General features: G+C 69.9%; 23 protein-coding genes. 14 read left to right on the plus strand and 9 right to left on the minus strand.

Going from position 1 to position 23,943, the window contains the following annotated elements:
- Positions 1–15: 15 nt before the first annotated feature.
- From GEV27_RS05615 to GEV27_RS05630, 4 genes are all read right to left on the minus strand, one after another.
- Complete coding sequence (locus GEV27_RS05615) at positions 16–801, minus strand: ABC transporter ATP-binding protein (RefSeq protein ID WP_309222055.1); 786 nt, start codon at positions 799–801, stop codon at positions 16–18.
- The gene (locus GEV27_RS05620) at positions 791–1,654 is read right to left on the minus strand and encodes an ABC transporter permease (protein WP_153910277.1); all 864 of its coding nucleotides are present in this window, start codon (positions 1,652–1,654) and stop codon (positions 791–793) included. The genes GEV27_RS05615 and GEV27_RS05620 overlap by 11 nt, the downstream gene beginning before the upstream one ends.
- Before the next feature lie 79 nt (positions 1,655–1,733).
- Positions 1,734–2,399, minus strand: coding sequence for a TIGR03089 family protein (locus GEV27_RS05625; protein ID WP_153933665.1), 666 nt, complete (start codon positions 2,397–2,399; stop codon positions 1,734–1,736).
- Positions 2,396–3,166: a 2-phospho-L-lactate transferase CofD family protein gene (locus GEV27_RS05630; RefSeq protein WP_194944136.1), complete on the minus strand. Its 771-nt coding sequence runs from the start codon at positions 3,164–3,166 to the stop codon at positions 2,396–2,398. Before GEV27_RS05630 ends, GEV27_RS05625 begins: the two co-directional genes overlap by 4 nt.
- A gap of 116 nt (positions 3,167–3,282) precedes the next feature.
- On the opposite strand from GEV27_RS05630, the gene GEV27_RS05635 reads away from it, so the two are divergent.
- Genes GEV27_RS05635 through GEV27_RS05645 form a run of 3 tightly spaced genes read left to right on the plus strand, consistent with a single transcriptional unit; the run spans position 3,283 to position 7,699 of the window.
- Positions 3,283–3,537, plus strand: coding sequence for a WhiB family transcriptional regulator (locus tag GEV27_RS05635; RefSeq protein WP_153653647.1), 255 nt, complete (start codon positions 3,283–3,285; stop codon positions 3,535–3,537).
- Positions 3,538–3,572: 35 nt separating this feature from the next.
- Positions 3,573–6,359: a glycosyltransferase family 2 protein gene (locus tag GEV27_RS05640; protein ID WP_153933667.1), complete on the plus strand. Its 2,787-nt coding sequence runs from the start codon at positions 3,573–3,575 to the stop codon at positions 6,357–6,359.
- The gene (locus tag GEV27_RS05645; RefSeq protein WP_153933668.1) at positions 6,356–7,699 is read left to right on the plus strand and encodes a DUF5719 family protein; all 1,344 of its coding nucleotides are present in this window, start codon (positions 6,356–6,358) and stop codon (positions 7,697–7,699) included. The genes GEV27_RS05640 and GEV27_RS05645 overlap by 4 nt, the downstream gene beginning before the upstream one ends.
- A gap of 1 nt (position 7,700) precedes the next feature.
- Here the strand turns inward: GEV27_RS05645 and GEV27_RS05650 are convergent, their stop codons facing one another.
- Positions 7,701–8,147 carry a metallopeptidase family protein gene (locus tag GEV27_RS05650; RefSeq protein WP_153653641.1) on the minus strand — a complete coding sequence of 149 codons (447 nt, stop codon included), beginning with the start codon at positions 8,145–8,147 and terminating at the stop codon, positions 7,701–7,703.
- 48 nt (positions 8,148–8,195) lie between these two features.
- On the opposite strand from GEV27_RS05650, the gene GEV27_RS05655 reads away from it, so the two are divergent.
- From GEV27_RS05655 to GEV27_RS05665, 3 genes are all read left to right on the plus strand, one after another.
- Positions 8,196–8,525 carry a DUF3499 domain-containing protein gene (locus tag GEV27_RS05655; RefSeq protein WP_309222056.1) on the plus strand — a complete coding sequence of 110 codons (330 nt, stop codon included), beginning with the start codon at positions 8,196–8,198 and terminating at the stop codon, positions 8,523–8,525.
- Positions 8,522–9,886 (plus strand): phosphomannomutase/phosphoglucomutase, encoded by a 1,365-nt coding sequence (locus tag GEV27_RS05660; RefSeq protein ID WP_309222057.1) that lies wholly within the window; start codon positions 8,522–8,524, stop codon positions 9,884–9,886. Before GEV27_RS05655 ends, GEV27_RS05660 begins: the two co-directional genes overlap by 4 nt.
- Before the next feature lie 63 nt (positions 9,887–9,949).
- Positions 9,950–10,120, plus strand: coding sequence for a Trm112 family protein (locus tag GEV27_RS05665; RefSeq protein WP_153653637.1), 171 nt, complete (start codon positions 9,950–9,952; stop codon positions 10,118–10,120).
- A gap of 4 nt (positions 10,121–10,124) precedes the next feature.
- Here GEV27_RS05665 and mctP read toward each other — a convergent pair whose 3' ends face one another.
- From mctP to GEV27_RS05685, 4 genes are all read right to left on the minus strand, one after another.
- Entirely contained in the window at positions 10,125–11,792 is a 1,668-nt protein-coding gene (mctP, locus tag GEV27_RS05670) for a monocarboxylate uptake permease MctP (RefSeq protein ID WP_153933669.1), read from the minus strand.
- Entirely contained in the window at positions 11,789–12,058 is a 270-nt protein-coding gene (locus GEV27_RS05675) for a DUF3311 domain-containing protein (RefSeq protein WP_153910283.1), read from the minus strand. The genes mctP and GEV27_RS05675 overlap by 4 nt, the downstream gene beginning before the upstream one ends.
- 78 nt (positions 12,059–12,136) lie before the next feature.
- Positions 12,137–13,141, minus strand: a complete 1,005-nt coding sequence (locus GEV27_RS05680; protein ID WP_153933670.1) for a hypothetical protein — start codon at positions 13,139–13,141, stop codon at positions 12,137–12,139.
- A gap of 1 nt (position 13,142) precedes the next feature.
- Positions 13,143–14,822, minus strand: a complete 1,680-nt coding sequence (locus tag GEV27_RS05685; RefSeq protein ID WP_153933671.1) for a hypothetical protein — start codon at positions 14,820–14,822, stop codon at positions 13,143–13,145.
- A 174-nt stretch (positions 14,823–14,996) separates the two neighbouring features.
- On the opposite strand from GEV27_RS05685, the gene ahcY reads away from it, so the two are divergent.
- From ahcY to GEV27_RS05725, 8 genes are all read left to right on the plus strand, one after another.
- On the plus strand, positions 14,997–16,424 hold the full coding sequence (ahcY, locus tag GEV27_RS05690; RefSeq protein ID WP_153653624.1) for an adenosylhomocysteinase: 1,428 nt from the start codon (positions 14,997–14,999) through the stop codon (positions 16,422–16,424).
- 79 nt (positions 16,425–16,503) lie between these two features.
- Positions 16,504–17,202: an MtrAB system response regulator MtrA gene (mtrA, locus tag GEV27_RS05695; protein ID WP_279586736.1), complete on the plus strand. Its 699-nt coding sequence runs from the start codon at positions 16,504–16,506 to the stop codon at positions 17,200–17,202.
- 10 nt (positions 17,203–17,212) lie between these two features.
- Positions 17,213–18,757: an MtrAB system histidine kinase MtrB gene (mtrB, locus tag GEV27_RS05700; protein WP_153653622.1), complete on the plus strand. Its 1,545-nt coding sequence runs from the start codon at positions 17,213–17,215 to the stop codon at positions 18,755–18,757.
- Positions 18,754–20,511, plus strand: coding sequence for an LpqB family beta-propeller domain-containing protein (locus GEV27_RS05705; RefSeq protein WP_153910289.1), 1,758 nt, complete (start codon positions 18,754–18,756; stop codon positions 20,509–20,511). Before mtrB ends, GEV27_RS05705 begins: the two co-directional genes overlap by 4 nt.
- Before the next feature lie 60 nt (positions 20,512–20,571).
- A complete protein-coding gene (locus tag GEV27_RS05710) occupies positions 20,572–21,273 on the plus strand; it encodes a ComF family protein (RefSeq protein ID WP_153933672.1) in 702 nt (233 codons plus the stop codon).
- 103 nt (positions 21,274–21,376) lie between these two features.
- A complete protein-coding gene (hpf, locus tag GEV27_RS05715) occupies positions 21,377–22,000 on the plus strand; it encodes a ribosome hibernation-promoting factor, HPF/YfiA family (RefSeq protein ID WP_153653617.1) in 624 nt (207 codons plus the stop codon).
- A 43-nt stretch (positions 22,001–22,043) separates the two neighbouring features.
- The gene (locus tag GEV27_RS05720) at positions 22,044–22,706 is read left to right on the plus strand and encodes a response regulator transcription factor (protein ID WP_243838752.1); all 663 of its coding nucleotides are present in this window, start codon (positions 22,044–22,046) and stop codon (positions 22,704–22,706) included.
- Positions 22,703–23,920 carry a DNA glycosylase AlkZ-like family protein gene (locus GEV27_RS05725; protein WP_309222058.1) on the plus strand — a complete coding sequence of 406 codons (1,218 nt, stop codon included), beginning with the start codon at positions 22,703–22,705 and terminating at the stop codon, positions 23,918–23,920. Before GEV27_RS05720 ends, GEV27_RS05725 begins: the two co-directional genes overlap by 4 nt.
- Positions 23,921–23,943: the final 23 nt, after the last annotated feature.

Below are 23,943 nucleotides of genomic sequence, written 5' to 3' on the forward strand. Positions count from 1 at the left end.
GAACGGCTCGTTGCGTTACTTGTCCTGGGCCTTGTGGTACGCCGAGATGACCTCGTCAGGGTCACCGTCCATGACGAGCGTGCCCTGGTCCAGCCAGATGACCCGGCTGCAGGTGTCGACGATGGACTTCATCGAGTGGCTGACGAGGAACACCGTGCCGGCGTTGTCGCGGATCTCGCGGATGCGCGCCTCGCTGCGCTGGCGGAACGTCCGGTCGCCGACGGCGAGGGCCTCGTCCACGATGAGGATCTCGTGGGTCTTGACGCTGGCGATCGCGAACTTCAGGCGCGCGGTCATGCCCGAGGAGTAGGCGCGCATGGGCAGGTCGATGAACTTCTCGAGGCCTGCGAACGACACGATCTTGTCGTAGTTCGCCTCGATCTCCTCCATCGTGAAGCCCATCGCCAGGCCGCCCAGGATGATGTTGCGGTCGCCCGACAGGTCCTTCATGAGCGCTGCGCCCACGCCGAGGAGGCTGGGGCGCGAGTGCGCGTAGATCGCGCCCTGGCTCGTGCTGGTGAGACCGACGATGGCGCGCATCAGCGTGGACTTGCCCGAGCCGTTGGTGCCGATCACGCCGATGCTGTCGTTCTCGTACGCCGTGAAGGACACGCCCTTGAGCGCGTGGACCGTCCGCATCTGCTTGCCGCGTCCGCGCAGGTTGAGCGAACGGCGGTCTGCGGCGGTGGGCCGCTTGCCGGTCGCGAAGACCTTGTACTCGACGTGGACGTCGTCCACGATGACGACCGGGCGTCGCCCCGTCGGGGCGGTGCTCTGGGTGGGGGTGGGCTCAGTCGACACGGCCGTACCTCTCCTCGGCGCGCCAGAAGAACCAGACCCCGAAGGCGAACAGGCCGAGTGACCACAGCGTCACGAACAGCCAGTAGCGGTTGTCGACGTGGTAGTCGGGGCCCTGCAGCAGGAGCGAGCGCGCGATGCTCAAGAACTCGTGGATGGGCTGGGCGTCGGTGATCTTGACCAGCGTCGGGTGATCGGCGAACCGCTTCTCGATGCTGAAGAAGATGCCGGTCGTGTAGAAGAAGAATCGGGTCAGGAACGGCAGGAAGTTGTTGAGGTCACGCCAGTGCACCGACAGCCGGGCCGTGACGAGCGCCAGGCCGCAGTTGAACAGGTAGTACAGCGCCAGCAGGGGGACGATCAGCAGCCACTGGACCTCGATCGCGCCGAAACCACCGCTGATCACGAGGAAGACCAGCATGATCGCGATCGTGGGCAGGAACTGCAGGAAGCGCTGCGTGACCGCGGCCAGGGGCAGCGCCATGCGGGGGAACGCCAGGCTCTGCAGCAGGGCGGCGTTGCTGGTGATCGCCTTGCCGCCGCTGGTCCAGGACTGGGCGAAGAACTCGAACAGGAAGACGCCGATGATGAGGAACTCGACGAAGTGGTCGGGGCGTCCCTCGGTGCCGATGAGGAAGCCGAAGATGGCTCCGTAGACCAAGGCGTTGAGCAGGGGCTTGAGGATCACCCAGAACATGCCGAGCGAGTTCTGCTGGTTCTCGGACTCGATCTTGAACCGCGCCATCGAGAAGATGAAGATCCGGCGCCGCCAGACTTCGGCGACGTAGGTCTTGAGCGGGGGGCGTCCACCGACCTTGATCAGGCCCGCGCGCGCCGCATCCTCGGCGGTTGTCATTCGTGTGGTGTCCCTACTGTTCAGACGGCGAGACCGGCGGGGGCTCGTGCCGCGGCCTCGTCGAGTGTAGTGGACTCGCCTAGTCCGGACGGCCGCCCTCTTGGGCCGCCACGCGGGAGATCTGTTCCGGCGTGGCGGACGCCACGACGACGAGGGAGCCGCCGCCCAGGCACGCCGCGACGAGCATCTCGGCATCGCGCGCGATCGGTCCCGGCTCCACGACCCTGCGCGAGGCGTCGGGTGCGACCTGGGCGAGCAGCTCGGCATGCGTACGCGCGACGCCGTCGAGCTCGAGCGCGAGCGAGGACGGCTCCGGAGGGTCCAGCGCGACGAAGTGGTCCCCGTGCCCCGGCACCTCTGCGCCGAGGTCGAGGAATCCCTCGGGCGGGGTCGCGAACCTGCCCCCGAGCGGACGCAGCGACGCAGCGACGCGGACCGGTTCGTCCGCGACGAGGTCGGGACCGCTGAGGCCGATGTCGGCGTGCGAGTCGACGACCGCGGCGCCCACGTTCCACGCCGAGAGGATCCACACGGCCGTCAGCCAGTGGCTGGGCAGCCCGATGCGGATGCGCGCACCCGGCTCGACCTCGAGCTCGTCGACCAGGAAGTTGCTGGTCTTGGCCACCCAGTTGGCCGTGGTCACCGTGCTGAGCTCGACCCGCTCGCCCGTGGCCATGTCGTAGTAGGTCAGCAGCGGCTGCGTCGGATCGGCGCTGGCGCGCAGCAGCTGGTCGAGGGTCCTCATGCGGTGATCCTCCGGGCCAGGTCGACGACGGCCGCGGCGTCCGCGGGCGAGGTCCGGACGGCACCCGGATCAGGCTCGCGCAGGCCCGCGACGCGTACGAGATCGGCCGGGGCGGGGTCCTCGTGGTCGACGACGACGACCGGCAGGTCTGCGGACACGAGGTCCAGGAAGCCCGGGACGCGGAGCACGGGATCGATCGCGAGCGTACGGCTGGACGGGGCCAGGACGAGCACGTCGGTCTGCTGCAGCGTGGTGGTCACGGCCGGCGACACCGACAACGACTCGGCGACCAGGACGGTCTCGGTGGGGGAGTGCGCGGCGGGATCGGCGAGGTACTCCTCGACGTGGACCGCGCGCGGCTCGTCGCCGCCGACCACGACGTGCAGCTCGGCGCGCTGCTCGCACGCCGGCAGCAGGGCGTACGGGAGGCCGCTGCGGGTGGCCGCGGCCAGGGTCGCCTCGGTGAGGGAGAACCCCGTGCCGATGAGCTCGGTGCGCACGAGGCGCGTCGCGACGTCCTGGTCGCTGGTCCGCTGCCACGTGGGCGAGTACTCGATCGTGCGCAGCTGATCGGCCACCGCGTACGTCGTGGGGGTGCCCGGCACGAGCAGCAGCGCGTCCAGGTCGGGGGAGGCCTTGAGCCAGGCCGACCAGTGGTCGCGGACGGTCGGGGCGATGACCGTCAGCTGGTCGGCGGGTCCGAGGCGGGCCGCCAGGTCGTGGACGAAGGGGGCGCCATCGGCGCCGCTGACGATCGTGATCCGCATCCGACCATTGTGTCGTGCTCCCGAGGGCGTCCGGCACGGGGGCGACACGCCGGGGATTCCGAGAATCTTGCCATTCGGCTTGACATGTGAGAGGCCACAGGACTGTAATTCCACGTATGTCATTCGATCTGGGTCTGCTGCAAGAGCTCGATGAGGAACTCATGTGGCAGGAGCGTGCGCTCTGCGCTCAGACGGACCCAGAGGCGTTCTTCCCCGAGAAGGGCGGTTCGACGCGTGAGGCCAAGAGAGTCTGCCTGACGTGCGACGTCCGAGGAGAGTGCCTCGAGTACGCCCTGGCTCACGATGAGCGGTTCGGCATCTGGGGCGGTCTGTCCGAGCGTGAACGGCGCAAGCTCAAGAAGCGGGCCTAAGCGCGCCCTTCCACCGTCCTCTAGAGTCGATCTACGTGGACGGGACTGAAGCGACGCGCCCTTGGCACGACGATCCGCCCTCGGTCGGCGCGGTGCTCGTGTCCCACAACGGCGCCCGGTGGCTGCCCCAGGTGCTGGCCTCCTTCAGCGACATGACCTATGCGCCGTCGCACTGGCGCGTCGTCGACGTCGCCTCGACCGACGGCAGCGCCGATCTGCTGCGGGACTCCTTCGGCGCGGACCGCATCACGTACGCCCCCTCCGGCACGGGCTTCGGCGACGCCGTGCGCCTCGCGCTGCGCGACATGCCCGAGACCGACTGGATCTGGCTCCTGCACGATGACGCCTCGGTGCTGCCGGGGACGCTGTCGGGCCTGCTCGACACTGCGACGTCCGCCCCCGACATCGGGGCGGTCGGTCCCAAGATCCGCGAGTGGCCCTCGCTGCGCCGGCTCCTCGAGGTGGGGCTGACCGTCACGGGCACGGGTGCGCGGGAGACGGGCCTGGAGACGGGTGAGCCCGATGCGGGCCAGCACGACCGGCCGCGCGACGTGCTCGCGGTCAACACCGCCGGCATGCTGGTGCGTCGCGACGTGTGGCTCGAGCTGGACGGCCTGGACCCCGAGCTCCCGATGTACTTCGATGACATCGACTTCGGCTGGCGCCTCGCGCGGGCCGGCTACCGCACGGTCACGGCGCCCGCGGCCGTGATCTTCCACGCCGAGTCCACCCGCCGCGGCACCCGGCCCCGCACCGCCGGCGACGTCCCGCCGTGGGAGCGGCGCAGGGCCGCGCTCCACACCCAGCTCGCCAACACCCCGATGCCGCGTTTCCTGTGGCAGTACGTCCGGCTGTTCTTCGGATCGCTGCTCCGCGTCATCGGACTGATCATCGGCAAGGACCCCGAGGCCGCGAGCGACGAGCTCCTCGCGGTGCGCTCGGCGTACGTGCATCCCGTGCGGCTGGCCCGCGCCCGTCGACGCCGCGCCCGCACGGCACGCCGGCCCCAGCGCGAGATCCGCGATCTCTTCGCTCCCTTCTGGTTGCCCTACCAGCACGGCCTGGACGTGGTGCGCCACACCGTGACCAGCCTGGTCAAGCCTGAGGCGGTCGCCACGGTGGGCCGACGCTCGACGGTGGTCGAGCAGGCGCCCGACGATGCGGTCGGCCTCGACGACGGGCCGTCGCTGCTCGTGCGCAGGCCGTGGTTCACGGTCGTCCTGGTGCTCGTGGTGCTGTCGGTGCTGGCCGGCCGGGGACTGCTCAGCGGCGGCCTCAACGGTGGTGCGCTGCCGCCCGCACCCGACACCGCAGGCGGCTGGTGGCAGCTGCTGTTCGAGCGGAGCCACGACGTCGGGCTCCCGAGCACGTCCCTGCCGCCGTTGTTCGCGCTGCCGCTCGCGGTCGTGTCGACGCCGGTCTGGTTCGCCCCCGGGCTCGTCGTCACGGCGTTCATGGTGTTCGCGGTGCCGCTCGCGGCGCTGACCGCCCACCGCCTCGGCCGTCTGCTCAGCCCGCACCGTGGTCCCCGCATCGTGTGGGCCGTGTCGTACGGGCTGATCGTGCTGGCCACGGGTGCAGTCTCGGACGGACGCATCGGCACCGTGGTCGCGCTGATCATCCTGCCGATCGTGGTCAACACCGCGTGGCAGCTCGCGGTCCGGCCCGGCTGGCAGCTCGGTCTGCGGCTCGGCATCTGGATCGCCCTCGCCGCAGCCTTCGCCCCGATCTCCCTCGTGCTCGGCCTGGGTGCCCTCGTCGTCCTCGCGCTGACGGGGCGGCGTGCCGGTCGTGCGCTCGTGATCGCGCTCGTCGCGGCGATCGTCCTGCTCGGCCCGTGGCTGGTGCAGCGTGCCGCCCGGCCGTGGCGCATGTGGTGGGAGGCCGGCTATCCCCTCCCGGGAGCCGCCACGATCCAGGACGTCGTGCTGGGCCGCACCGGCGAGGGCCACGTTCCGGGCTGGCTCTCGGTCGCCCTCATCGTGCTCGCGGTCCTCGCGCTCGTGCCGCGCAGCACCCGTACGGGCGTCCAGCTCGCCTGGATCGGAGCCCTCCTCGGTCTCGGCGTCGCCCTGGCCGGGACCCTCGTGACCTACTCGACCCCCGCAGGCCCCGCGGACATCGTTCCCTGGGTGGGCGTGCCGACCGCGCTGTGGCTCGGCGGCCTGGCCACCGCGGTCCTCCTCGCCGTCCCGGCCGCGTCGTCGTGGCCGCGACCGGCGCTCGCGGCGGCCGTCGTGGCGGCCCTCCTGCTGCCGGTCGGCGCGGGAGTGGTCTGGGTCGTCCAGGGCTCCGGCGACCCGCTCGACGACGAGCGCCCCGACACGGTGCCGGTCTATCTCGCCGAGCGCCCGGGCAGCACCCTGGTGCTGACCGGCAGCGTCCAGGACGGCGTCGACTACCGCGTCGTGACCGGTGAGGGGCCGTTCCTCGGCCAGGAGGCCCTGACCCCCTCCGCCTCGGACACGAGTCGGCTGAGCGCGACGGTGCGCCGCCTGCTCGCCCAGTCGGCGGGCGAGGACGTCCAGGCGCTCAGCTCGTTCGGGATCGACGCGATCTACGCCCCGCGGGCCGACGACGAGCTGGCGCGACGCATCGACGCCGCGGCGTACCTCTCCCCGTCCGGCAGCGACGAGCCAGGCTCCCGGGTCTGGACCGTGACGGGCGACCCGGAGCGCGAGCAGGTGTCGGCGCCGCTGTGGCACGTGCTGCTGACGGGCCTGCAGGTGCTCGCCTGGCTGATCGCGATCGTGCTGACCCTCCCGGTGCGCCGGCGGACCGGGCCCGCGTCACCGACGACCGAGGAGGACACGACCGCATGAGCCATCTCAAGGCCCTCTCGCTGCCCCTGGTCGCGGTCCTGCTGGTCATCCTGGCGGCCGTGGTCCCGTCGGACGACGACGAGCAGACCCGTCCGCCCAGCTCGGTCCCGGTCAGCCAGACGACGTACGCGTGCCCGGCCGGCTCGGTCATCGACGTCACCGCGGGACAGGTCTCGGCGGGCTCGTCACGCACCGCCAGGGTCCTGCCCGGCCGTGAGGCGGTCGACGCCCTGGGCGACGCCGGTGCCTGGCAGAGCGACGTGGTCGACGGTCCCGGCGTGATCGTGCAGCAGGACGGACGTCGATCGGGGGCCGTCGGCTACTTCGCCGGCACCGCGCCCGCGAGCGGAGGCGGCGGTCTCGTCGTCGGATCATGCCCCGGCATCGTCGACGACGCCTGGCTGCTCGGGCTCGGCTCGGGCGATGAGCACTTCTCGACCCTGATCCTGACCAACCTGGCCGACTCGACCGCCTCGGTCGACCTGACGCTGTGGGGCCCCAAGGGCCGGATCGACGCGGTCGACACCCAGGGGGTCGTCATCGAGCCGTTCTCGGTGCGACGCATCCGGGTCGACTCGCTCGCGGCGGCCGAGCCCGAGCTCGCGGTCCACGTGCGCCGGACGAGGGGCTCGGTGGCGGTCGTCGCGAACGACACCTCCACGGCGTCCTCGAGCGGGACCGAGCCGGTCACGGCCACCCGCCCGCCGGGCCGCGACCAGGTCGTCGCAGGCCTGGTGAAGGCATCGGGGGGACGGACCCTCCTGCTGCTCAACCCGGGCAGCTCCACCGCCCGCGTCGACGTGAAGGTCATCGGCCGACGCTCGACGTTCACCCCCGCCGGTCTCGAGCAGCTGCGGGTCGCACCCGGCGCCCTGCGCCTCGTCACCGTGCCGGCGTCGGCCGGGGAGGGGGAACAGGCGTTGCGGGTGACGTCCGACAAGCCCGTGGCCGCGACCGTGCGCATGTCGCCGGGCGAGGAGGACTACGCGTACGCCGAGGCGGGCTCGGTCCTGACCGGGCCCACCGTGGTCCCGGTCGACGTCGGCACCGATGTCGAGCCCCCGCGTCTGCTGCTGACCGCTCCGGACGAGGACGCGTCTGTGGTCATCGAGACGTTCGACGCCGCGATGCGCCCGGTCGGGTCCCGCCGCGCCAAGGTCACAGGTGGCACGACCCGCGGGGTCACGGTCGCGACCAGAGGGGTGGCGTACGCCGTGCTGAGGCCCACGGGCCGCATCGTCGCGGCGGCCACGTACGTCGACGGTGACGGCATCAGCTCGTTGGCGCTGCGACCGGCCCCCGTCACCACGCCGGCGCCGCAGGTGCGACCGGTCGGCTGACTCAGCGCGGTCGCGGGTCGAGATCGTCGGGGGACATGTGCCAGACCTCGGCGAGGCGATCGAGCACGACCGACCAGGTGAGCTCCTCGAGCTCCTCGGTCGTCCCGCACCGCTGCGCGATCGGGATGCGGAACAGCACGACCCGGTGCCCCTCGGGGATGGTCACGACGATGCCCAACGGCACCTCGTCGGTCCATTCCGGCGGCAGGAGCGGAGCCTCGTCGAACCGGATCTCGACGTGGTCGGGCTCGACCGTGAAGTGGGGCTCGAGTGCCTCGACGATGTCGCTGACCAGCAGATGGAACGCCTCACGCGGCGAGCGGTGGGCCGGGACGCTCCGCGGCGACAACGGCCCCGGGAGCGCCATCGGGCCGCGCGGCCCACGACCGCGTCGATCCCGCATGCGGCCGGGTCGCGGACCCGTCACGATGCCGCCGAGATGATCCATGCGGTGAGCCTAACGCGATCCGCGCCGCCCGGGGACTAACCTCACCTCGTGGCAACCGTTCGACGCTGCACGCGATCTGCGTGCTCCCAGACAGCAGTGGCGACGCTGACGTACGTCTACGCGGACCAGACCGCCGTGCTGGGCCCGCTCGCGACCTACGCCGAGCCGCACACGTACGACCTGTGCGCCGAGCACTCGCAGAGGATGTCCGCCCCGCAGGGGTGGAACGTCCTTCGCCTGGCTCCGGACCCGACGGCGTCCGCGCCGTCGCACGACGACCTGCTCGCGCTGGCCGATGCGGTCCGCGAGGCGGGGCGCACGCCCACCACCATCCCTGACGGTCCGCCGTCCCTTCGACTCGTGAGGCCTGATTCGTGATCGATCCCCGTCTGGAGCAGGTGGTCAAGGCGTACGACGTGCGCGGCCGCTCGCCCGAGCAGCTCGACCCCGTGCTGACCCGCGCCCTCGGCGAGGCATTCGCGCTCGAGACCGGGGTGGACGGCGGCCGCGGCACCGTGGTGATCGGTCACGACATGCGTGACACCTCGCCCCTGCTCGTCGAGGCGTTCTCCGACGGCGTGCGCGCCCAGGGCGGCAACGTCATCAGCATCGGCCTGGCATCGACCGACCTGCTCTACTTCGCCTCGGGCGACCTCGACCTCCCCGGAGCGATGATCACCGCGAGCCACAACCCGGCGGAGTACAACGGCATCAAGCTGTGCCGCGCGGGCGCCAAGCCGATCGGCTACGACACCGGGCTCTCGGCCATCGCCGAGAAGGCCACCGAGCTGCTGACCCGCACCGAGCTGCCCGAGCCGACTGGTTCCTACGAGGAGAGCGACGCCCTCAGCCGCTACGCGGAGTACCTCCACAAGATCGTGCCCGTCCCGGCCGGCCGCCGGCTCAAGGTCGTGGCCGACGCGGGCAACGGCATGGCCGGGCACACCGTGCCCTCGGTCTTCGCCTCGCTCGACGTCCAGCTCCACCCGATGTACTTCGAGCTCGACGGCACCTTTCCGAACCACGACGCCAACCCGCTGGACCACTCGACCTTGGTCGACCTGCAGGCCAAGGTCCGCGAGACCAGCGCCGACATCGGTCTGGCCTTCGACGGCGACGCCGACCGCTGCTTCGTGATCGACGAGCGCGGTGAGGTCGTCTCGCCCTCGGCCATCACGGCGCTCATCGCCCACCGGGCGCTCCTGACCACGCCCGGCGCGACGATCCTGCACAACGTCATCACGTCCAAGGCCGTGCCGGAGATCATCACCGAGAACGGCGGCACCGCGGTCCGTACGCCGGTGGGGCACTCGCTGATCAAGGCCGAGATGGCGCGCACCGGCGCGGTCTTCGGTGGCGAGCACTCGGGGCACTTCTACTTCAAGGACTTCTTCCTCGCCGACTCCGGCATGATCGCGGCCCTGCACGTCATGGCCGCGCTCGCCGAGACCGAGGGCACGGTGTCCGAGCTGATGGCGCAGTACGAGCGCTATGTCGCGTCCGGCGAGATCAACAGCACCGTCGAGGACGGTCCCGCGATCCTGGCCGAGCTCACGAAGGCGTACGCCGACCACGACCAGGACACGATGGACGGCCTGACGGTCACCGCGGACACCTGGTGGTTCAACGTCCGGGCCTCCAACACCGAGCCGCTCCTGCGTCTCAACGTCGAGGGTGACGACGAGGAGACGATGGCGCGCGTGCGCGATGGCGTCCTCGCGGTCATCCGCGGAGACTGAGCGGGCGAACGTCAGCGCGAAGCCTCGTGAGCCTGGCACGCTTCCAGGCCATAGGCTGCACCCATGAACCTTGATCCCGCCCTGCTCGAGATCCTCGTGTGCCCGCAGTGCCGCGCGACGCTGTTCGTCGACGACGAGGCGAGCGAGCTGGTGTGCAACGCCTGCGCGCTGGCGTACCCGGTCCGCAAGGACATCCCGGTGATGCTCGTCGACGAGGCCCGTCCGATCAGCTGACCTCTCAGCGCTTCGGCGTCGCGAGCGGGTCGAGCACGTCGGCGACGTGGGGATCACCGGCGTCCACGAGGTAGTCACGCGGGCGCGTCTCGTCGGTGCCCGCACCGACATGCAGCGCACGACACACGAACGTGCCGAGCACTGCGACCAGCAGGTTGAGCACGAGCGCGGTGACGCCGAAATAGATCAGGTTCTCGCTGATCTCGATGCCGAAGACCTCGAGCGGACCGACCGAGCCGCCGAAGTGCGAGTCGGGCTTGCCCACCACCGGCTTGTTGTAGGCCGCGAAGGTGCCCCAGATCATCCCGATCGCCCACCCCGCCAGGAGCGCGTAGCGGTGGAGCCAGCGGGTGTAGAGACCGACGACGATCGACGGCAGCGTCTGCAGGATCCAGATGCCGCCGAGGAGCTGCAGGTTGATCGCGAACTCGTTGGGCAGAGCAAGAACGAAGACGAGGGCGCCGAACTTGACCAGCAGGGACGCGAGCTTGCTCTGCTTGGCCTCCTGCGCATCGGTGGCGTCGGGGTTGATGAACGCCTTGTAGACGTTGCGGGTCCAGAGGTTGGCCGCGGCGATCGACATGATCGCCGCAGGCACGAACGCGCCGATCGCGATGGCCGCGAACGCGACGCCGGCGAACCACGGGCTGAACTCCTGCTCGAACAGCTGGGGGATCGCGAGCTGCGGGTTCTTGACCTGGATGCCGGCGGCGATCGCGGCGATGCCGAGCAGTGCCAGCAGGCCCAACAGGAAGGAGTACGCCGGCAGCAGCGCGGCGTTGCGCCGGATGATGTTGCGGTTCTTGGTCGACAGCACCGCGGTCACCGAGTGCGGATACATGAACAGCGCGAGTGCCGAGCCGAGCGACAGCGAGGCGTACGCCCACTGGGAGACGCCCATGCCGGGGATGAGGCCCTTGGGGGTCGCCTCGCCGCTCGCGATCGCGTCGGCGTTGTCGGTGTTGAACGAGCTGAAGGCCTTCTCGGCGGAGTCGAAGATGCCACTCCAGCCGCCCAGCTGCGTCGGCAGGTAGATGACCGCGACGATGATGACGAGATAGATCAGCGTGTCCTTGACGAACGCGATCAGCGCAGGCGCCCGGAGCCCCGACGAGTACGTGTAGGCCGCGAGCAGGGCGAATGCGATGAACAGCGGCAGGTCCTTGCGGAACCAGCCTGCGTCCTCGCCGCCGCCGAGCCCCATCACGTCGAGCACCGCCTGGATGCCCACGAGCTGCAGCGCGATGTAGGGCAGCGTCGCCAGGATGCCGGTGAACGCGATGACCAGCGCGAGGGCGCGGGAGTCGAACCGGCCCTGGACGAAGTCGGCGGGCGTGACGTACGACCGCCGGTGCGAGACCGACCAGAGTCGCGGCAGGAAGATGAAGATGATCGGGTACAGGATGATCGTGTAGGGCACCGCGAAGAAGCCGGTGACGCTGCCCGCGTAGAGCGTGGCCGGAACCGCGATGAACGTGTACGCGGTGTAGATGTCGCCCCCGATGAGGAACCACGCCACGAACGTGCCGAAGCTGCGGCCGCCGAGGCCCCACTGGTCGAGGTTGTCGAGCTCGCCGACCTTGCGCCAGCGGGCGGCGAGGAATCCCAGGACGGTGACGAGCAGGAAGAAGAACAAGAAGACGACGAGGGCGACCGGATCGACGTCGTTCATCGCTCGTCACCCTTCCCGTCGACCGAGAGGCCCTCGGCCGCACGCCGTCGCTTCTCGTGGCTGCGGACCAGGCGGTAGGCGACCGAGGTCAGGACGACCGACACCAGGACGAGCACGAACTGGTACCAGAAGAAGAACGGGATGCCGGCGAGCTCAGGGTCCTGCCGGGCGTACGTCGAGACGAGAAGCGGGAGCGCGATGGCGACGGCCAGCGCGACCGCGGCTGCGTACAGCGGGCCCTTGCCGGGCGGTGCGTGCTCTGACATGGGATCCCCCGATCGCCGGCGACGTGACCCACGTCACGCCAGGATCCAACCTAATCGTTGCAGCGCGCGACGCAAGGGTCAGAGATAGGAGCTCGACTCGGGCAGGATCGCGTTCTCGGAGTCCGGCACCAGGGTGCAGGCGCCGTCCGGGACGGTGCAGGTCATCAGGGACCTGTCCTCAGGCTCCTTGAGGAGATCGGCGTTCTGGAGGTTGACGTTCGCGTACCCGACCACCGTCGTCGGGTCCAGCCACGAGTCGAGGCTCCAGCTGGCTGCGCCCGTCCGGGGGACGAGCACAGTTCCGTCGCTGGACTCCAGCTCGTCACGGGCGAAGTCCACGTCTGGATCGCTGGCCAGCTCCGGAACCGTCCGGTTGGCCGGCCTGATGCCCCAGGACCCGTCGGGGTTCGCCGGCCCCTCTGACGGGTCCCCGCGGAGGCGGGGAGCGTCCCAAGGGTTCTTCTGGTCCGACGAGCTCACGTCCGGCAGGGCGGCGACCTTGCCCGACTCCAGGTCGATCGACAGATCGTCTCCCGTCGCGACATCGATCCACGCGGTCTTGTCGCTCACACCGAGCACGCCGTAGCCGGCGTCCTCGTAGAGGTCGGTGAGGTCGTCATCCTCGAGGTCACCCATGCCCCGGGTGGAGCGAAAGATCTCGTTGCCGGTCTTGAGGTCGACCACGACCGACGTCAGCTGGTGCACGGACCCCTCGAACGTCGGGCCCGCCAGGCTGTCGATGAAGGCCAGATAGCGTCCGTCAGGGGAGGCCTTCACGTTCTGGGCGACGTGGGCACCCGTCGGCCGGGCGCCCTCAGTGGTGACCTCGACGAGTGCGTCGTCCTCATCGACGACGTAGGCGCCGTCGCCGGCGACGACGAACGAGCTGATGGCCCGATCGGCGTCGAGCATCCGTCCGTCCGAGAGGTGGATCTCGCCGGTCTGCGCGTCGGCCCAGACGAGACCGGTGTCCGTTCCGATCGGCTTGTCCGTCGACGACCAATCGAGCGCGGCTCGGTCGTCCGAGGACCCGCACCCGCCAAGCACAGCCGCGGTCAGCAGCAACGTCAGGGCCCGGCGCACGTCACGATCCTCCCATTCGGAAATTGAGGGTCTCGAAGAGGCTGCGAATCATCTGATCGGCGTCGACGTAGGACTGGGCGGACGTGACGAGGCCGTCCGCTGTCACCGCCGCCGAGATCCGCCCCTGCGAGATCCACTCCGAGGTCAGGTCGCAGTACGACGTGACGAACTTCGCGAAGGTGTCTCCCTGTGCGTTCCCGCCCAGGCAACCGGGAGGCAGGGCCACCTCGTCGATCGACGAGCCGGCCCTCTGCAGTCGGCGCCCGCCGGCGTCGAACTCGACCGACGCCTTGTCGAGCGTCACCGGGACGACATCGATGCCGCCCGTCATGCCGAGCGCGGAGAACGGAGTGATCGTCATCGACTGAGAGGCCCAGAGGTCCTCGAGCTTGACGTCATCCGTGGGCTTCGAGTACCCCGCGGCGCCCGACTCGTACGTGCTGATCAGTCCCTTCCCGTCCATCGCGACGACTCCCTCGGACATCGTTGGCAACGTGACCTCGCCGAGGCTGAAGTCATCGTCGTTGCCGTGTCCGCCGAGCACGTCGGCCAGCCGATACGCGCGCAGCTCGCTGGGGTTCCCCCTGCCGTGTGACGTCGAGAACACCATCTGTCCGTCGATGACCGCGGCACCCTGAGTCTTGGGCGGGGTCGCGTAGGAGCCTGGCTGGCTCGCCCACCTCCGCCTGTCGTCGTCCCAGGTGTAGACGAAGAGCTCCCCGGGTTTGTCCTCTTCGAACGTGCCCACGTAGAGCGTGTCCCCGTCGATGGTGGAGTACGCGCCTGCCAGCATGTCTTGGGGCTCACGTTCCGGGGACACGGTCTGCCCGGGCGATGCCTCACGGATGGCATCGAGGTCGTACGTGAACATGCGTGGCGGTTTGTCGGACGACATCACGTCCACTCGGTTGCCGTGCACCGTCACCCCACCGGCGTGGTCCGGTGGGTTTCCGGACCCGTGGCCGCCGAGGTCCACGAAGCCGAGCTGCTCGCCCGTCTCGGGATCGATCCGCACGAGCTGGGCCTTGTCGCCCGAATAGGAGGTCTGCAGCAGCGCCGGGGGGTCGCCGTCGGGGTCGTAGCCGAGTCCTTGCGGCGTCCACCCACCGTCGTCGTCGGTCGCGAGGGTGTTGGGAATCGTCGGACCTTGGTCGGTCGGGGAGCTCAGGTCGTGCAGCATCGACTTGATCAGCCCCGTGGTGCGCCACTTCTTCTCGTCGCCCGACAGGGGATCGGTCTGCAGGAAGTCCAACGCCTCTGCCAGCCGGCCGTTGAGCGCGATCCGCACCGCGTACAGCTGCAGTGATGCGATCGTGCGGGCCAACGACAGGACGTCGCCGCTCACGTCGGACCGCTTGGTGCTGCGCCACCAGTCGATGACGTCGGTGGCCGATTCGACCGCCGAGTCGTAGGCGGCGGCCGCCTGCCGGACGGCCAGCGACGTCCGGTTGACCCTGATGAACGCGACCTCCGCGGCGGCGTGGGTCGCCCAGGCGCGCAAGTTGTAGGCCTCGTGCGCCTCCGAGCTGTCCCACTCGGGCATGTCGGTCGCGGGGCCGATGAGGTCGATCGCGTCGGAGAGGTGGCGCATCGTCGTGCTGCAGATGTCGATAGCAGTGTCGAGCACGGCCGGCTGCCCGGACGTGATTTCGGCGAAGACCTGCTCAGGTCCGTCCCCCATGGTGCAGCCTCCCGATGACCTTGCGCCCGTTGGTGGTCGGCAGCCTAGCCGTGAGGACGACATCTGTCACAGCCTTTCGCAGTGCCGCCTCGACGAGCGGCACGCACAGATGTTCGGGGTGTGACGACGGCGTTTGATTGGGTGGTAGTGGGGGTGCGCCGGTAGGCTGGCGCAATGGATTACAACGTCGCTGACCTCTCCCTCGCGGAGTACGGTCGCAAGGAGATCGACCTCGCCGAGCACGAGATGCCGGGCCTCATGGCCATGCGCGAGCGCTATGGCAAGGACAAGCCGCTGGCCGGAGCCCGCATCGCCGGATCGCTGCACATGACGATCCAGACCGCGGTGCTGATCGAGACCCTCGTGGATCTCGGCGCCGACGTCCGCTGGGCCACCTGCAACATCTTCTCCACCCAGGACCACGCCGCCGCTGCGGTCGTCGTCGGCCGGGACGGCACCGCCGAGGAGCCGAAGGGCACCCCGGTCTTCGCGTGGAAGGGCGAGAGCCTCGCCGAGTACTGGGACGAGGCCGAGAAGGTCTTCGACTTCGCCGAGGGCGGACCCAACGTGCTCCTCGACGACGGCGGCGACATCACGATGCTGCTGCACCTCGGCGTCGAGTACGAGAAGACCGGCGTCGTCCCCTCGCAGGACAGCACCGACAACGAGGAGTTCAAGGAGGTGCTGCGCGTCCTCGCCCGCTCGGTCGAGACCAAGCCGCAGCACTGGACCAACATCGCCAAGGACATCAAGGGTGTCTCCGAGGAGACCACCACCGGCGTCCTGCGCCTGTACGACCGCTTCCGTGAGGGCACGCTGCTCTTCCCGGCGATCAACGTCAACGACTCGGTCACCAAGAGCAAGTTCGACAACAAGTACGGCTGCCGCCACTCGCTGATCGACGGCCTCAACCGCGCCACCGACGTCATGATCGGCGGCAAGGTTGCCGTCGTCTGCGGCTACGGCGACGTCGGCAAGGGCTCCGCGGAGTCCCTGCGTGGACAGGGCGCTCGCGTCATCGTGACCGAGATCGACCCGATCTGCGCGCTGCAGGCTGCGATGGACGGCTACGAGGTCCGCCGCCTCGAGTCGGTCGTGGAGACGGCTGACATCTTCATCACCACGACGGGCAACTTCGACATCATCCGGGTCGAGCACTTCGAGAAGATGAAGCACCAGGCGATCGTCGGCAACATCGGTCACTTCGACAACGAGATCAACATGGCCGGCCTGGCCAAGATCCCGGGCATCGTCAAGGACGAGATCAAGCCGCAGGTCCACCAGTGGATCTTCCCCGACGGCAAGAAGATCATCGTGCTGTCGGAGGGACGTCTGCTCAACCTCGGCAACGCGACCGGCCACCCGTCGTTCGTGATGTCGAACTCCTTCACCAACCAGGTGCTGGCGCAGATCGAGCTCTACAGCAAGGCCAGCCAGTACGAGCTGGGCGTGCACGTCCTGCCCAAGCACCTCGACGAGGAGGTCGCCCGCCTGCACCTCGACGCCCTCGGTGTCGAGCTCACCGAGCTGAGCAAGGAGCAGGCCGCGTACCTCGGTGTCGACGTGGCGGGTCCGTACAAGTCGGATCACTACCGCTACTGAGCCCACGTAGCAGCATGAACGAGCGCCAGGTGTTCGCATCTGGCGCTCGTTCGCGTGCGGGCCTCCGTACTATTGCCTCGTGAGCTACCGAAGAACGAAGCGTGACCGGGTGCTCGTCGTGGACGACGACGCCTCCCTGGCGGAGATGCTCACGATCGTCCTGGAGGGTGAGGGCCTGACCGCAGCGGTGTGCCGGTCCGGCGACCGGGTCATGGCGGCGTTCACCCAGTTCAAGCCCGACGTGGTCCTGTTGGACCTGATGCTGCCCGGTCTGGACGGCATGAGCGTGTGCCGGCAGATCCGGGAGAAGTCGGCCGTCCCGATCATCATGCTCACCGCCAAGTCCGACACCCCCGACGTGGTCGCCGGGCTCGAGGCCGGTGCCGACGACTACATCACCAAGCCGTTCAAGAACACCGAGCTGGTCGCCCGCATCCGCGCTCGGCTCCGTCGCTCCGAACAGCTCGCGGAGCCGCTCGTCTTCGGTGACATCGTGCTCGACCCCGCCGGCCACACCGTGACGCGCAAGGGTGAGCCGCTCGAGCTCACGCCGCTGGAGTTCGACCTCCTCGCGTGCCTGCTCGGCAATCCCTCGCAGGTGTTCACGCGCGAGACGCTGCTGCAGAAGGTCTGGGGCTATCACCACCCGGGGGACACCAAGCTCGTCAACGTCCACATGACCCGGCTGCGGTCGAAGATCGAGGACGACGCCGAGAATCCCGAGGTCATCCGCACCGTGCGCGGAGTTGGCTACCAGGCGATCAGCCCGACCCCGTGATGAGCAGCTGATGCGCAGCCTCGCGCGGGTCAACCTCGCGCGGATGTGGCGTCGCTCGATCCAGGCCCGGGTCGTCACCAGCACGATCCTGCTCAGCGCCCTCGTCGTGGGGCTGACCGGCTGGGCGCTGCTGCGTGATGTCGCGAACGGCCTCGCGGAGGATCGCCGCACGGCCGCGGTGTCCGAGGCCCGCTCGGGCTTCGAGTACGCCCAGACCCAGCTCGACGTCTCGCTCGAGACCGAGCCCGCGACGCAGGCGCAGACGCTGACCCAGATGGTGGACTCCCTGACGCGCTCGCGCGGGGCCGCGCGGACGTACGAGCTGGTCCTGGAGGGCCCCCTCGCCACCTCCGACGGCCAGGTGCCGGTGCGGTCGTCCGCCGCGATCGCCCCCGGCTCGTTGCCGGAGGACCTCGTGGAGTCCGTGCGGTCGGGCCCGGGCACCTACTGGCGCTACGCCGACCTCAGCCTGCTGGGCTCCTCCGATGCCGAGCCGGCGGTGGTCGTGGGCAGCCAGCTGCGGGCTCCCGGCAGCGACGACACCTATGCCTTGTTCTATCTGTTCTCGCTGGAGGACCAGCAGGAGACTCTCGACCTCGTACGGCGCGCGCTGCTGCTCGGCGGGCTCGCGATGGTGCTGATGGTCGGCGGTGTCGCCTGGCTCGTGTCGCGGCAGGTGCTCGATCCGGTGCGCATGGCCCGCCGGATCGCCGAGCGCTACGCCAGCGGCAGCCTCGAGCAGCGCATGCACGTCAGCGGCGAGGACGACATCGCCCGGCTCAGCACGTCGTTCAACCAGATGGCCGCGAGCCTGCAGAGCCAGATCCGCCGCCTGGAGAAGCTGTCCCGCGTGCAGCAGCGGTTCGTCTCGGACGTCTCCCACGAGCTGCGGACGCCGCTGACGACCGTGCAGATGGCCAGCGAGGTCATCTACTCCGCACGCGATCAGATGGATCCGCAGTCCGCGCGATCCGCCGAGCTGCTCAAGCGCGAGCTCGACCGGTTCGAGTCGCTGCTCGCCGACCTGCTCGACCTCAGCCGGTTCGACGCCAGCGCGGCCCAGCTCGAGCTCGACACGATCGACCTGACGCAGGTGGCGCGCCAGGCCGCCGACGACCCGTTGGCGGCGCGGGCGGGCATCAAGGTGCGCCTGATCGGCGTCGACCAGCCAGCGATCGTCGAGGCCGACATCCGCCGCATCGACCGCATCATCCGCAACCTGATGGCCAATGCCGTCAAGTACAGCGGATCGGACGTCATCGAGGTCGAGGTCGCCCAGAACGACGAGGCGGTCTCGATCGCGGTGCGCGACTTCGGGATCGGACTGTCCGGCGACGAGAACGTGCGGGTGTTCGACCGCTTCTGGCGAGCAGATCCCGCCCGCGCGCAGGGCGGCACCGGCCTCGGTCTGGCCATCTCGCGCGAGGACGCCGTGCTGCACGGCGGGACCCTGCAGGCATGGGGGAGGCCCGGCGAGGGGAGCGAGTTCATCCTCACGATCCCCAAGCCCGGCGGCTCCGCCAAGAACCCGCCCCTCGTCTCGGTGTACCTGTGATCACCCGCCGGCGTTCACCGTGGGTCGCGCTCCTGACGGTCCTCGCGCTCGCGGTGTCGGCGTGCGCGGGCATCCCGAACGGTGGGCCGGTCACCCGGGTCGAGGACGACACAGGGCTCGGCGAGAGCACCGTGCGCTACCTGCCGGCCAAGCCGGTCCAGGACGCGCCACCCGAGCAGATCGTGCGCGGCTACCTCGACGCGATGCTGGCCTTCCCGGCGTCGCCACGGACGGCGGCGGCGTTCCTGACACCCGACGCGGCCCGCAAGTGGGATCCGGCGGCCCGCGTCGAGGTCTACTCCAAGCCGGCGGTGTCCGGGCGGGTGCCGACCACGATGGGCCTGGAGGATCCGCGCGGTGTCTCGACGGGAGCCGTGGACGTACGTCTCGCCTTCTCCGACGAGGCGGTGCTGGACCGTCAGGGTCACTACACGCCGCGCTCGGGTCGCGGCTCCGTGACGTACACCCTGGAGGAGGTCGACGGGCAGTGGCGGATCTCGAACCCACAGCCCGGCGCGCTGGTCAACAGCAAGTTCTTCAGCGACTACTTCCGGCCCTTCAACCTGTTCTTCTTCGACCGCCCCGGCAGACGTCTCGTGGCCGATCCCGTGCACCTCGTCGTGGGTGATCAGCTCGCGACCAATCTCATGACCAGCCTGGCGCGCGGACCCGGGCGTGCGATCGCCCAGGCCACGCGCACGTACCTCCCGCCGCTGCCCGACCTGCGACCGTCCGTGCCGTTGACGGACGAGGGTGTGGCGGACGTCGAGCTCACCGACGACCTCGGCGAGCTGAGCGACTCGGCGCGTGACCACCTGTCGGCCCAGGTGGTCTGGACGCTCCGGCAGGTTCCCGACATGACCGCCGTGCAGATCATCGGCGGCTCAACGCCCCTGACGGCCGGGGGCCGAGAGGTCCAGCCGATGAGCGCGTGGGGCGGCTACGGCCCGAGCCTCGCCCGGGGCCACGGCTATGCGCTCAGCGGTGACCGGGTCGTCGAGATCGACGACGGCTCGGTGTCACGACTGAGCGGGGCGTGGGGGCGCGACGCGCTGGGGGCCGAGCTCATCGGCGTCTCCGCCGCGGGCGTGGCCGGAGTCCTGGCGGGACGGGACCAGGTCCGCGTCACCAACCGCAAGGGCACGGGCGCCCGGGAGATCGACGGCAACGGCTTCCTCGCCCCCCGGTGGGACGACGACGGCCTGCTCTGGCTGGTCGACGCCGCGGCGGCCGGTCCACGGGTGCGGGTCGTCGACGGCGACCGTCTGCGGCGTATCGACGCGCGGGCGCTGCGCGGGCTGGACGCCACCTCCTTCTCGCTGTCGCCCGACGGCACGCGCTACGCGGTGACGACACGGGCCGGTCGCGGCGACCGGGTCCTGGTCGGGATGGTGCTGCGCGATGCCAAGGACAGGCTGCTCGGGCTGGGGACGGCTCGCCGGCTCGCGATCTCGGCACGCAACGTCCGATCGGCCTCGTGGGCGTCCACCACGACGATCGGGTTCCTCGCGGACACCGCCACCGGCGTGGGGGTCGACGAGGTGGGGATCGACGGAGCCGACACCCCGGAGGCCCTGGACCGCGGCGCCGGGACGCTGCCCGCCACCGGCGTCAACGCCCTGGCGATCGGACCGGGCGATGTCCCGCGTCTCTACGTGACGGACACCCGCGGACGGTTGTGGTACCGCTCGTCCGACGGGTCCTGGCGTGCCATGAAGGCCCAAGGCGTCACAGGCCTGACCTTCGGCCGCTGACGTCCACAGGGCCCGCCCCGCCCCCTGTCGGCGCGCCGCCTCGAGGCGCACGCTGGGCGTGTGCACGACATCGTGGTCCCGGTCGCCGACCTGGTGCTGGGTGCGCGCTGCGCGGGCTGCGGCCGGGCCGCGCTCCTGCTGTGCCGGGCGTGCGGCCTGGCGATGTGCCCCGACCCGCGGACGGTCTGGCCCGACCCCGCGCCGCCGGGACTGCGCAGGCCCACGGCAGTGGTCCCCGTCGCGGCGGGCGTCAACGCCGACGTGCTGCGGCGGGTGCTCGTGGCCTGGAAGGAGGAGGGCGCGACACGGCTCACCGGAGTCCTGGATCTGCACCTCGCCAGCGCCGTGGTGCCGCACCTCGGCGCGGGGCGACCGCTCGTGCTGGTGCCGGTCCCCACGTCGAGACGGAGCCGTCGCAGGCGGGGGGCCGACGTGGTCGGCGACCTCGCCCAGGCGGCGGCGAGCCGCCTCGGACGGATCGGCGCCGACGTGTCCGTCGCGCCCGCGCTGACGTACGCCCGATCGACGCGCGACCAGGCAGGGCTGGATGCCGCCGAGCGGCAGGTCAACCTCACGGGCGCCTTCCGGATGTCGCGCGACGGTCTCCCGGAAGGTCGCGACGTGGTGGTCGTCGACGACATCCTGACGACCGGTGCGACGCTCACCGAGGCGGTCCGCGTGCTCACCGACGCCCGTCGGCGACCCCTCGGCGCGTCGTTCGTGGCGGCCACCCCTCGGGTTCCAGGGAGGAGGCGCCGTTGATGGACAGCGAACTGGCACAACGCCCCCGGGCGGTCTACCGTCACAGATATGGCATGAGTCGTCGCGCTGCCTCATGAGCGTGATCCGAGACAAGGGAGCTCCCATGGAAATTGTCGTCAACGGTCGCAACAGCGAGATCTCCGAGAGCTTTCGCGAGCACGTAGCCGAGAAGCTCTCCCGCATCGAGAAGTTCGACTCTCGTCAAAAGATCCTCCGCGTCGAGGTCGAGGTCACGCACGAGAAGAACCCCCGCCAGCACGACTCCGCCGCCAAGGTCGAGATGACGCTGCGCTCGCGCGGACCCGCGGTCCGGGCCGAGGCCACCTCCACCGATCAGCACTCGGCGCTCGACGCCGCCGTCGACAAGCTCGAGTCGCGTCTGCGCCGCGTGGTCGACCGCAAGCGCATCCATCACGGCGAGAAGCGCCCAGTCTCGGTGGCGGAGGCCACTGCGGGCCTGCCGCTCGACGAGGACCTGCTGCGCGACGAGCCCGAGGACGACACGAACCAGGCTGGCCCGATCCACGTCGAGGGCGACAGCCCGCTCGTGGTCCGCGAGAAGACCCACCAGGGATCGCCCATGACGCTCGAGCAGGCGATGTACGAGATGGAGCTCGTCGGGCACGACTTCTACCTGTTCATGGAGAAGGACTCGATGCGTCCCAGCGTCGTCTACCTGCGCAAGGGCTACGACTACGGCGTCATTCACCTCGACGTCACTGAGTGAGCCTGTCACCCACCGACACCCTGTCCGTGGCATGATCGGTCGCGTGACTTCTCGGGGCGACAGCATCCGCGTGCTCCTGGTCGACGATCAGGAGCTCTTCCGACGCGGAGTCAAGATGGTGCTCGGCGCTGACGACAGCCTCGAGCTCGAAGAGGTGGACGACGGCGACAAGGCTCTCGAGCTCGTGCGCGAGAACCCGTACGACATCGTCCTGCTCGACGTCCGCATGCCCGGTCGCAGTGGTGTCGAGGTCTGCGCCGCGATCAAGGAGATCTCGCCGACCACCGGCATCATCATGCTGACGGCCAGTGACGACGAGTCCGATCTCTACGAGTCCATCCGCAGCGGTGCCTCGGGCTACCTGCTCAAGGACGGTTCGACGTACGAGCAGGTGGCCGAGGCCGTGCGGCTCGTCGCCTCCGGTCAGTCGCTGATCAGTCCGAGCATGGCCACCAAGCTGCTCGACGAGTTCGTGCAGATGTCCAGGAGCCCGGCACCCGCGACGAATCTGACGCCCCGCGAGCTCGGCGTACTGCGGCACGTGGCCCGGGGGCTCAGCAACCGGGAGATCGCCGAAGAGCTGTTCATCAGCGAGAACACGGTCAAGAACCACATCCGCAACATCTTGGAGAAGCTGCAGATGAAGTCGCGCATGGAGGCGGCCATGTACGCCGTGCGCAGCAAGCTCGTCGACGACGTTCCGTGACCCAGACCCTCACTGTCCTGCAGGCGCGGCGCATCGCGCTGGCCGCGCAGGGGTTCACCCGCCCTCGGCCTGGCCGGGACGGTGAGGTCTCGGCGCGCCACGTGGCGCGGGTGATCCAGCGGCTCGGCTTCTTCCAGATCGACTCGGTCAACGTGCTCCAGCGCGCGCACTACATGCCGTTGTTCTCGCGCCTCGGCGCGTACGACGTGGACCTCCTGCACCGAGCGTCGGGGCGGGCACCCCGGCGCCTGTTCGAGTACTGGGCCCACGAGGCGGCCCTCGTCGACGTCGACCTGTGGCAGGCGTTCCAGTTCCGCATGGAGTCCGGCGCCCGCATGTGGGGCGGGATGATCCGCATCGCGCGCGACAAGCCTGAGTTCGTGGAGTGGGTGCTCGACGAGGTGCGAGCGAACGGCCCACTCACCGCACGCGAGATCGAGCATGACGTCCCGCGCGAGCGCGACAGCTGGGGCTGGAACTGGTCGGAGGTCAAGGCCGCGCTGGAGTACCTGTTCTACAAGGGTCGAGTGACGGCAGCTCGTCGCAACGCCGCGTTCGAGAGGGTGTACGACCTGCCCGAACGGGTCATCCCGCGCGCACAGCTCGAGGCGCCGGCCCTGGACGCGCCCGAGGCGCACCGGGTGCTGGTGGGGCACGCGGCCCGCGCGCTCGGCGTGGGCACCGCGCAGTGCCTGCGCGACTACTTCCGCATGGAGCCCGCGCCGACCAAGGCGGCGATCGACGACCTGGTCGCGAGCGGCGAGCTGGTGCCGGCCACGATCGCCGGATGGCGCCGGCCTGCGTACCTGCACCGCGACGCCGTCATGCCCCGCAAGGTCTCCGCGCGGGCGCTGCTCAGCCCGTTCGACCCCTTGGTGTTCGAGCGGACGCGCACCGAGCAGCTCTTCGACTTCCGCTACCGCATCGAGATCTACGTCCCGGCCGACAAGCGTGTGCACGGCTACTACGTCCTGCCGTTCCTGCTGGGCGACAGGCTGGTCGCGCGCGTGGACCTCAAGGCAGATCGGCAGTCCTCGACGCTGCTCGTCCATGGGGCGTGGGCCGAGTCGCACGCGCCGTCCCACACCGCCACAGAGCTCGCCGACGAGCTGCGTCTCATGGCCCGGTGGCTCGGGCTCGACACCATCGCGCCTCCGGTCAAGGGCGATCTGGCCGGGGAACTCACGTCCGCCCTTGTCTCTCGACTAGACTGAGAAGGCTCATACCTCATCTCGAG

The sequence above is a fragment of the Aeromicrobium sp. S22 genome (assembly GCF_009661045.1).
Taxonomy (GTDB): domain Bacteria; phylum Actinomycetota; class Actinomycetes; order Propionibacteriales; family Nocardioidaceae; genus Aeromicrobium; species Aeromicrobium yanjiei.

Coding starts and splice junctions, on each gene's coding strand:
- GEV27_RS05620 (WP_153910277.1), bottom strand. CDS start 1,654: ATGACAACCGCCGAGGATGCGGCGCGCGCGGGCCTGATCAAGGTCGGT.
- GEV27_RS05625 (WP_153933665.1), bottom strand. CDS start 2,399: ATGAGGACCCTCGACCAGCTGCTGCGCGCCAGCGCCGATCCGACGCAG.
- GEV27_RS05630 (WP_194944136.1), bottom strand. CDS start 3,166: ATGCGGATCACGATCGTCAGCGGCGCCGATGGCGCCCCCTTCGTCCAC.
- GEV27_RS05635 (WP_153653647.1), top strand. CDS start 3,283: ATGTCATTCGATCTGGGTCTGCTGCAAGAGCTCGATGAGGAACTCATG.
- GEV27_RS05645 (WP_153933668.1), top strand. CDS start 6,356: ATGAGCCATCTCAAGGCCCTCTCGCTGCCCCTGGTCGCGGTCCTGCTG.
- GEV27_RS05650 (WP_153653641.1), bottom strand. CDS start 8,147: ATGGATCATCTCGGCGGCATCGTGACGGGTCCGCGACCCGGCCGCATG.
- GEV27_RS05665 (WP_153653637.1), top strand. CDS start 9,950: ATGAACCTTGATCCCGCCCTGCTCGAGATCCTCGTGTGCCCGCAGTGC.
- mctP (WP_153933669.1), bottom strand. CDS start 11,792: ATGAACGACGTCGATCCGGTCGCCCTCGTCGTCTTCTTGTTCTTCTTC.
- GEV27_RS05675 (WP_153910283.1), bottom strand. CDS start 12,058: ATGTCAGAGCACGCACCGCCCGGCAAGGGCCCGCTGTACGCAGCCGCG.
- GEV27_RS05685 (WP_153933671.1), bottom strand. CDS start 14,822: ATGGGGGACGGACCTGAGCAGGTCTTCGCCGAAATCACGTCCGGGCAG.
- ahcY (WP_153653624.1), top strand. CDS start 14,997: ATGGATTACAACGTCGCTGACCTCTCCCTCGCGGAGTACGGTCGCAAG.
- mtrB (WP_153653622.1), top strand. CDS start 17,213: ATGCGCAGCCTCGCGCGGGTCAACCTCGCGCGGATGTGGCGTCGCTCG.
- hpf (WP_153653617.1), top strand. CDS start 21,377: ATGGAAATTGTCGTCAACGGTCGCAACAGCGAGATCTCCGAGAGCTTT.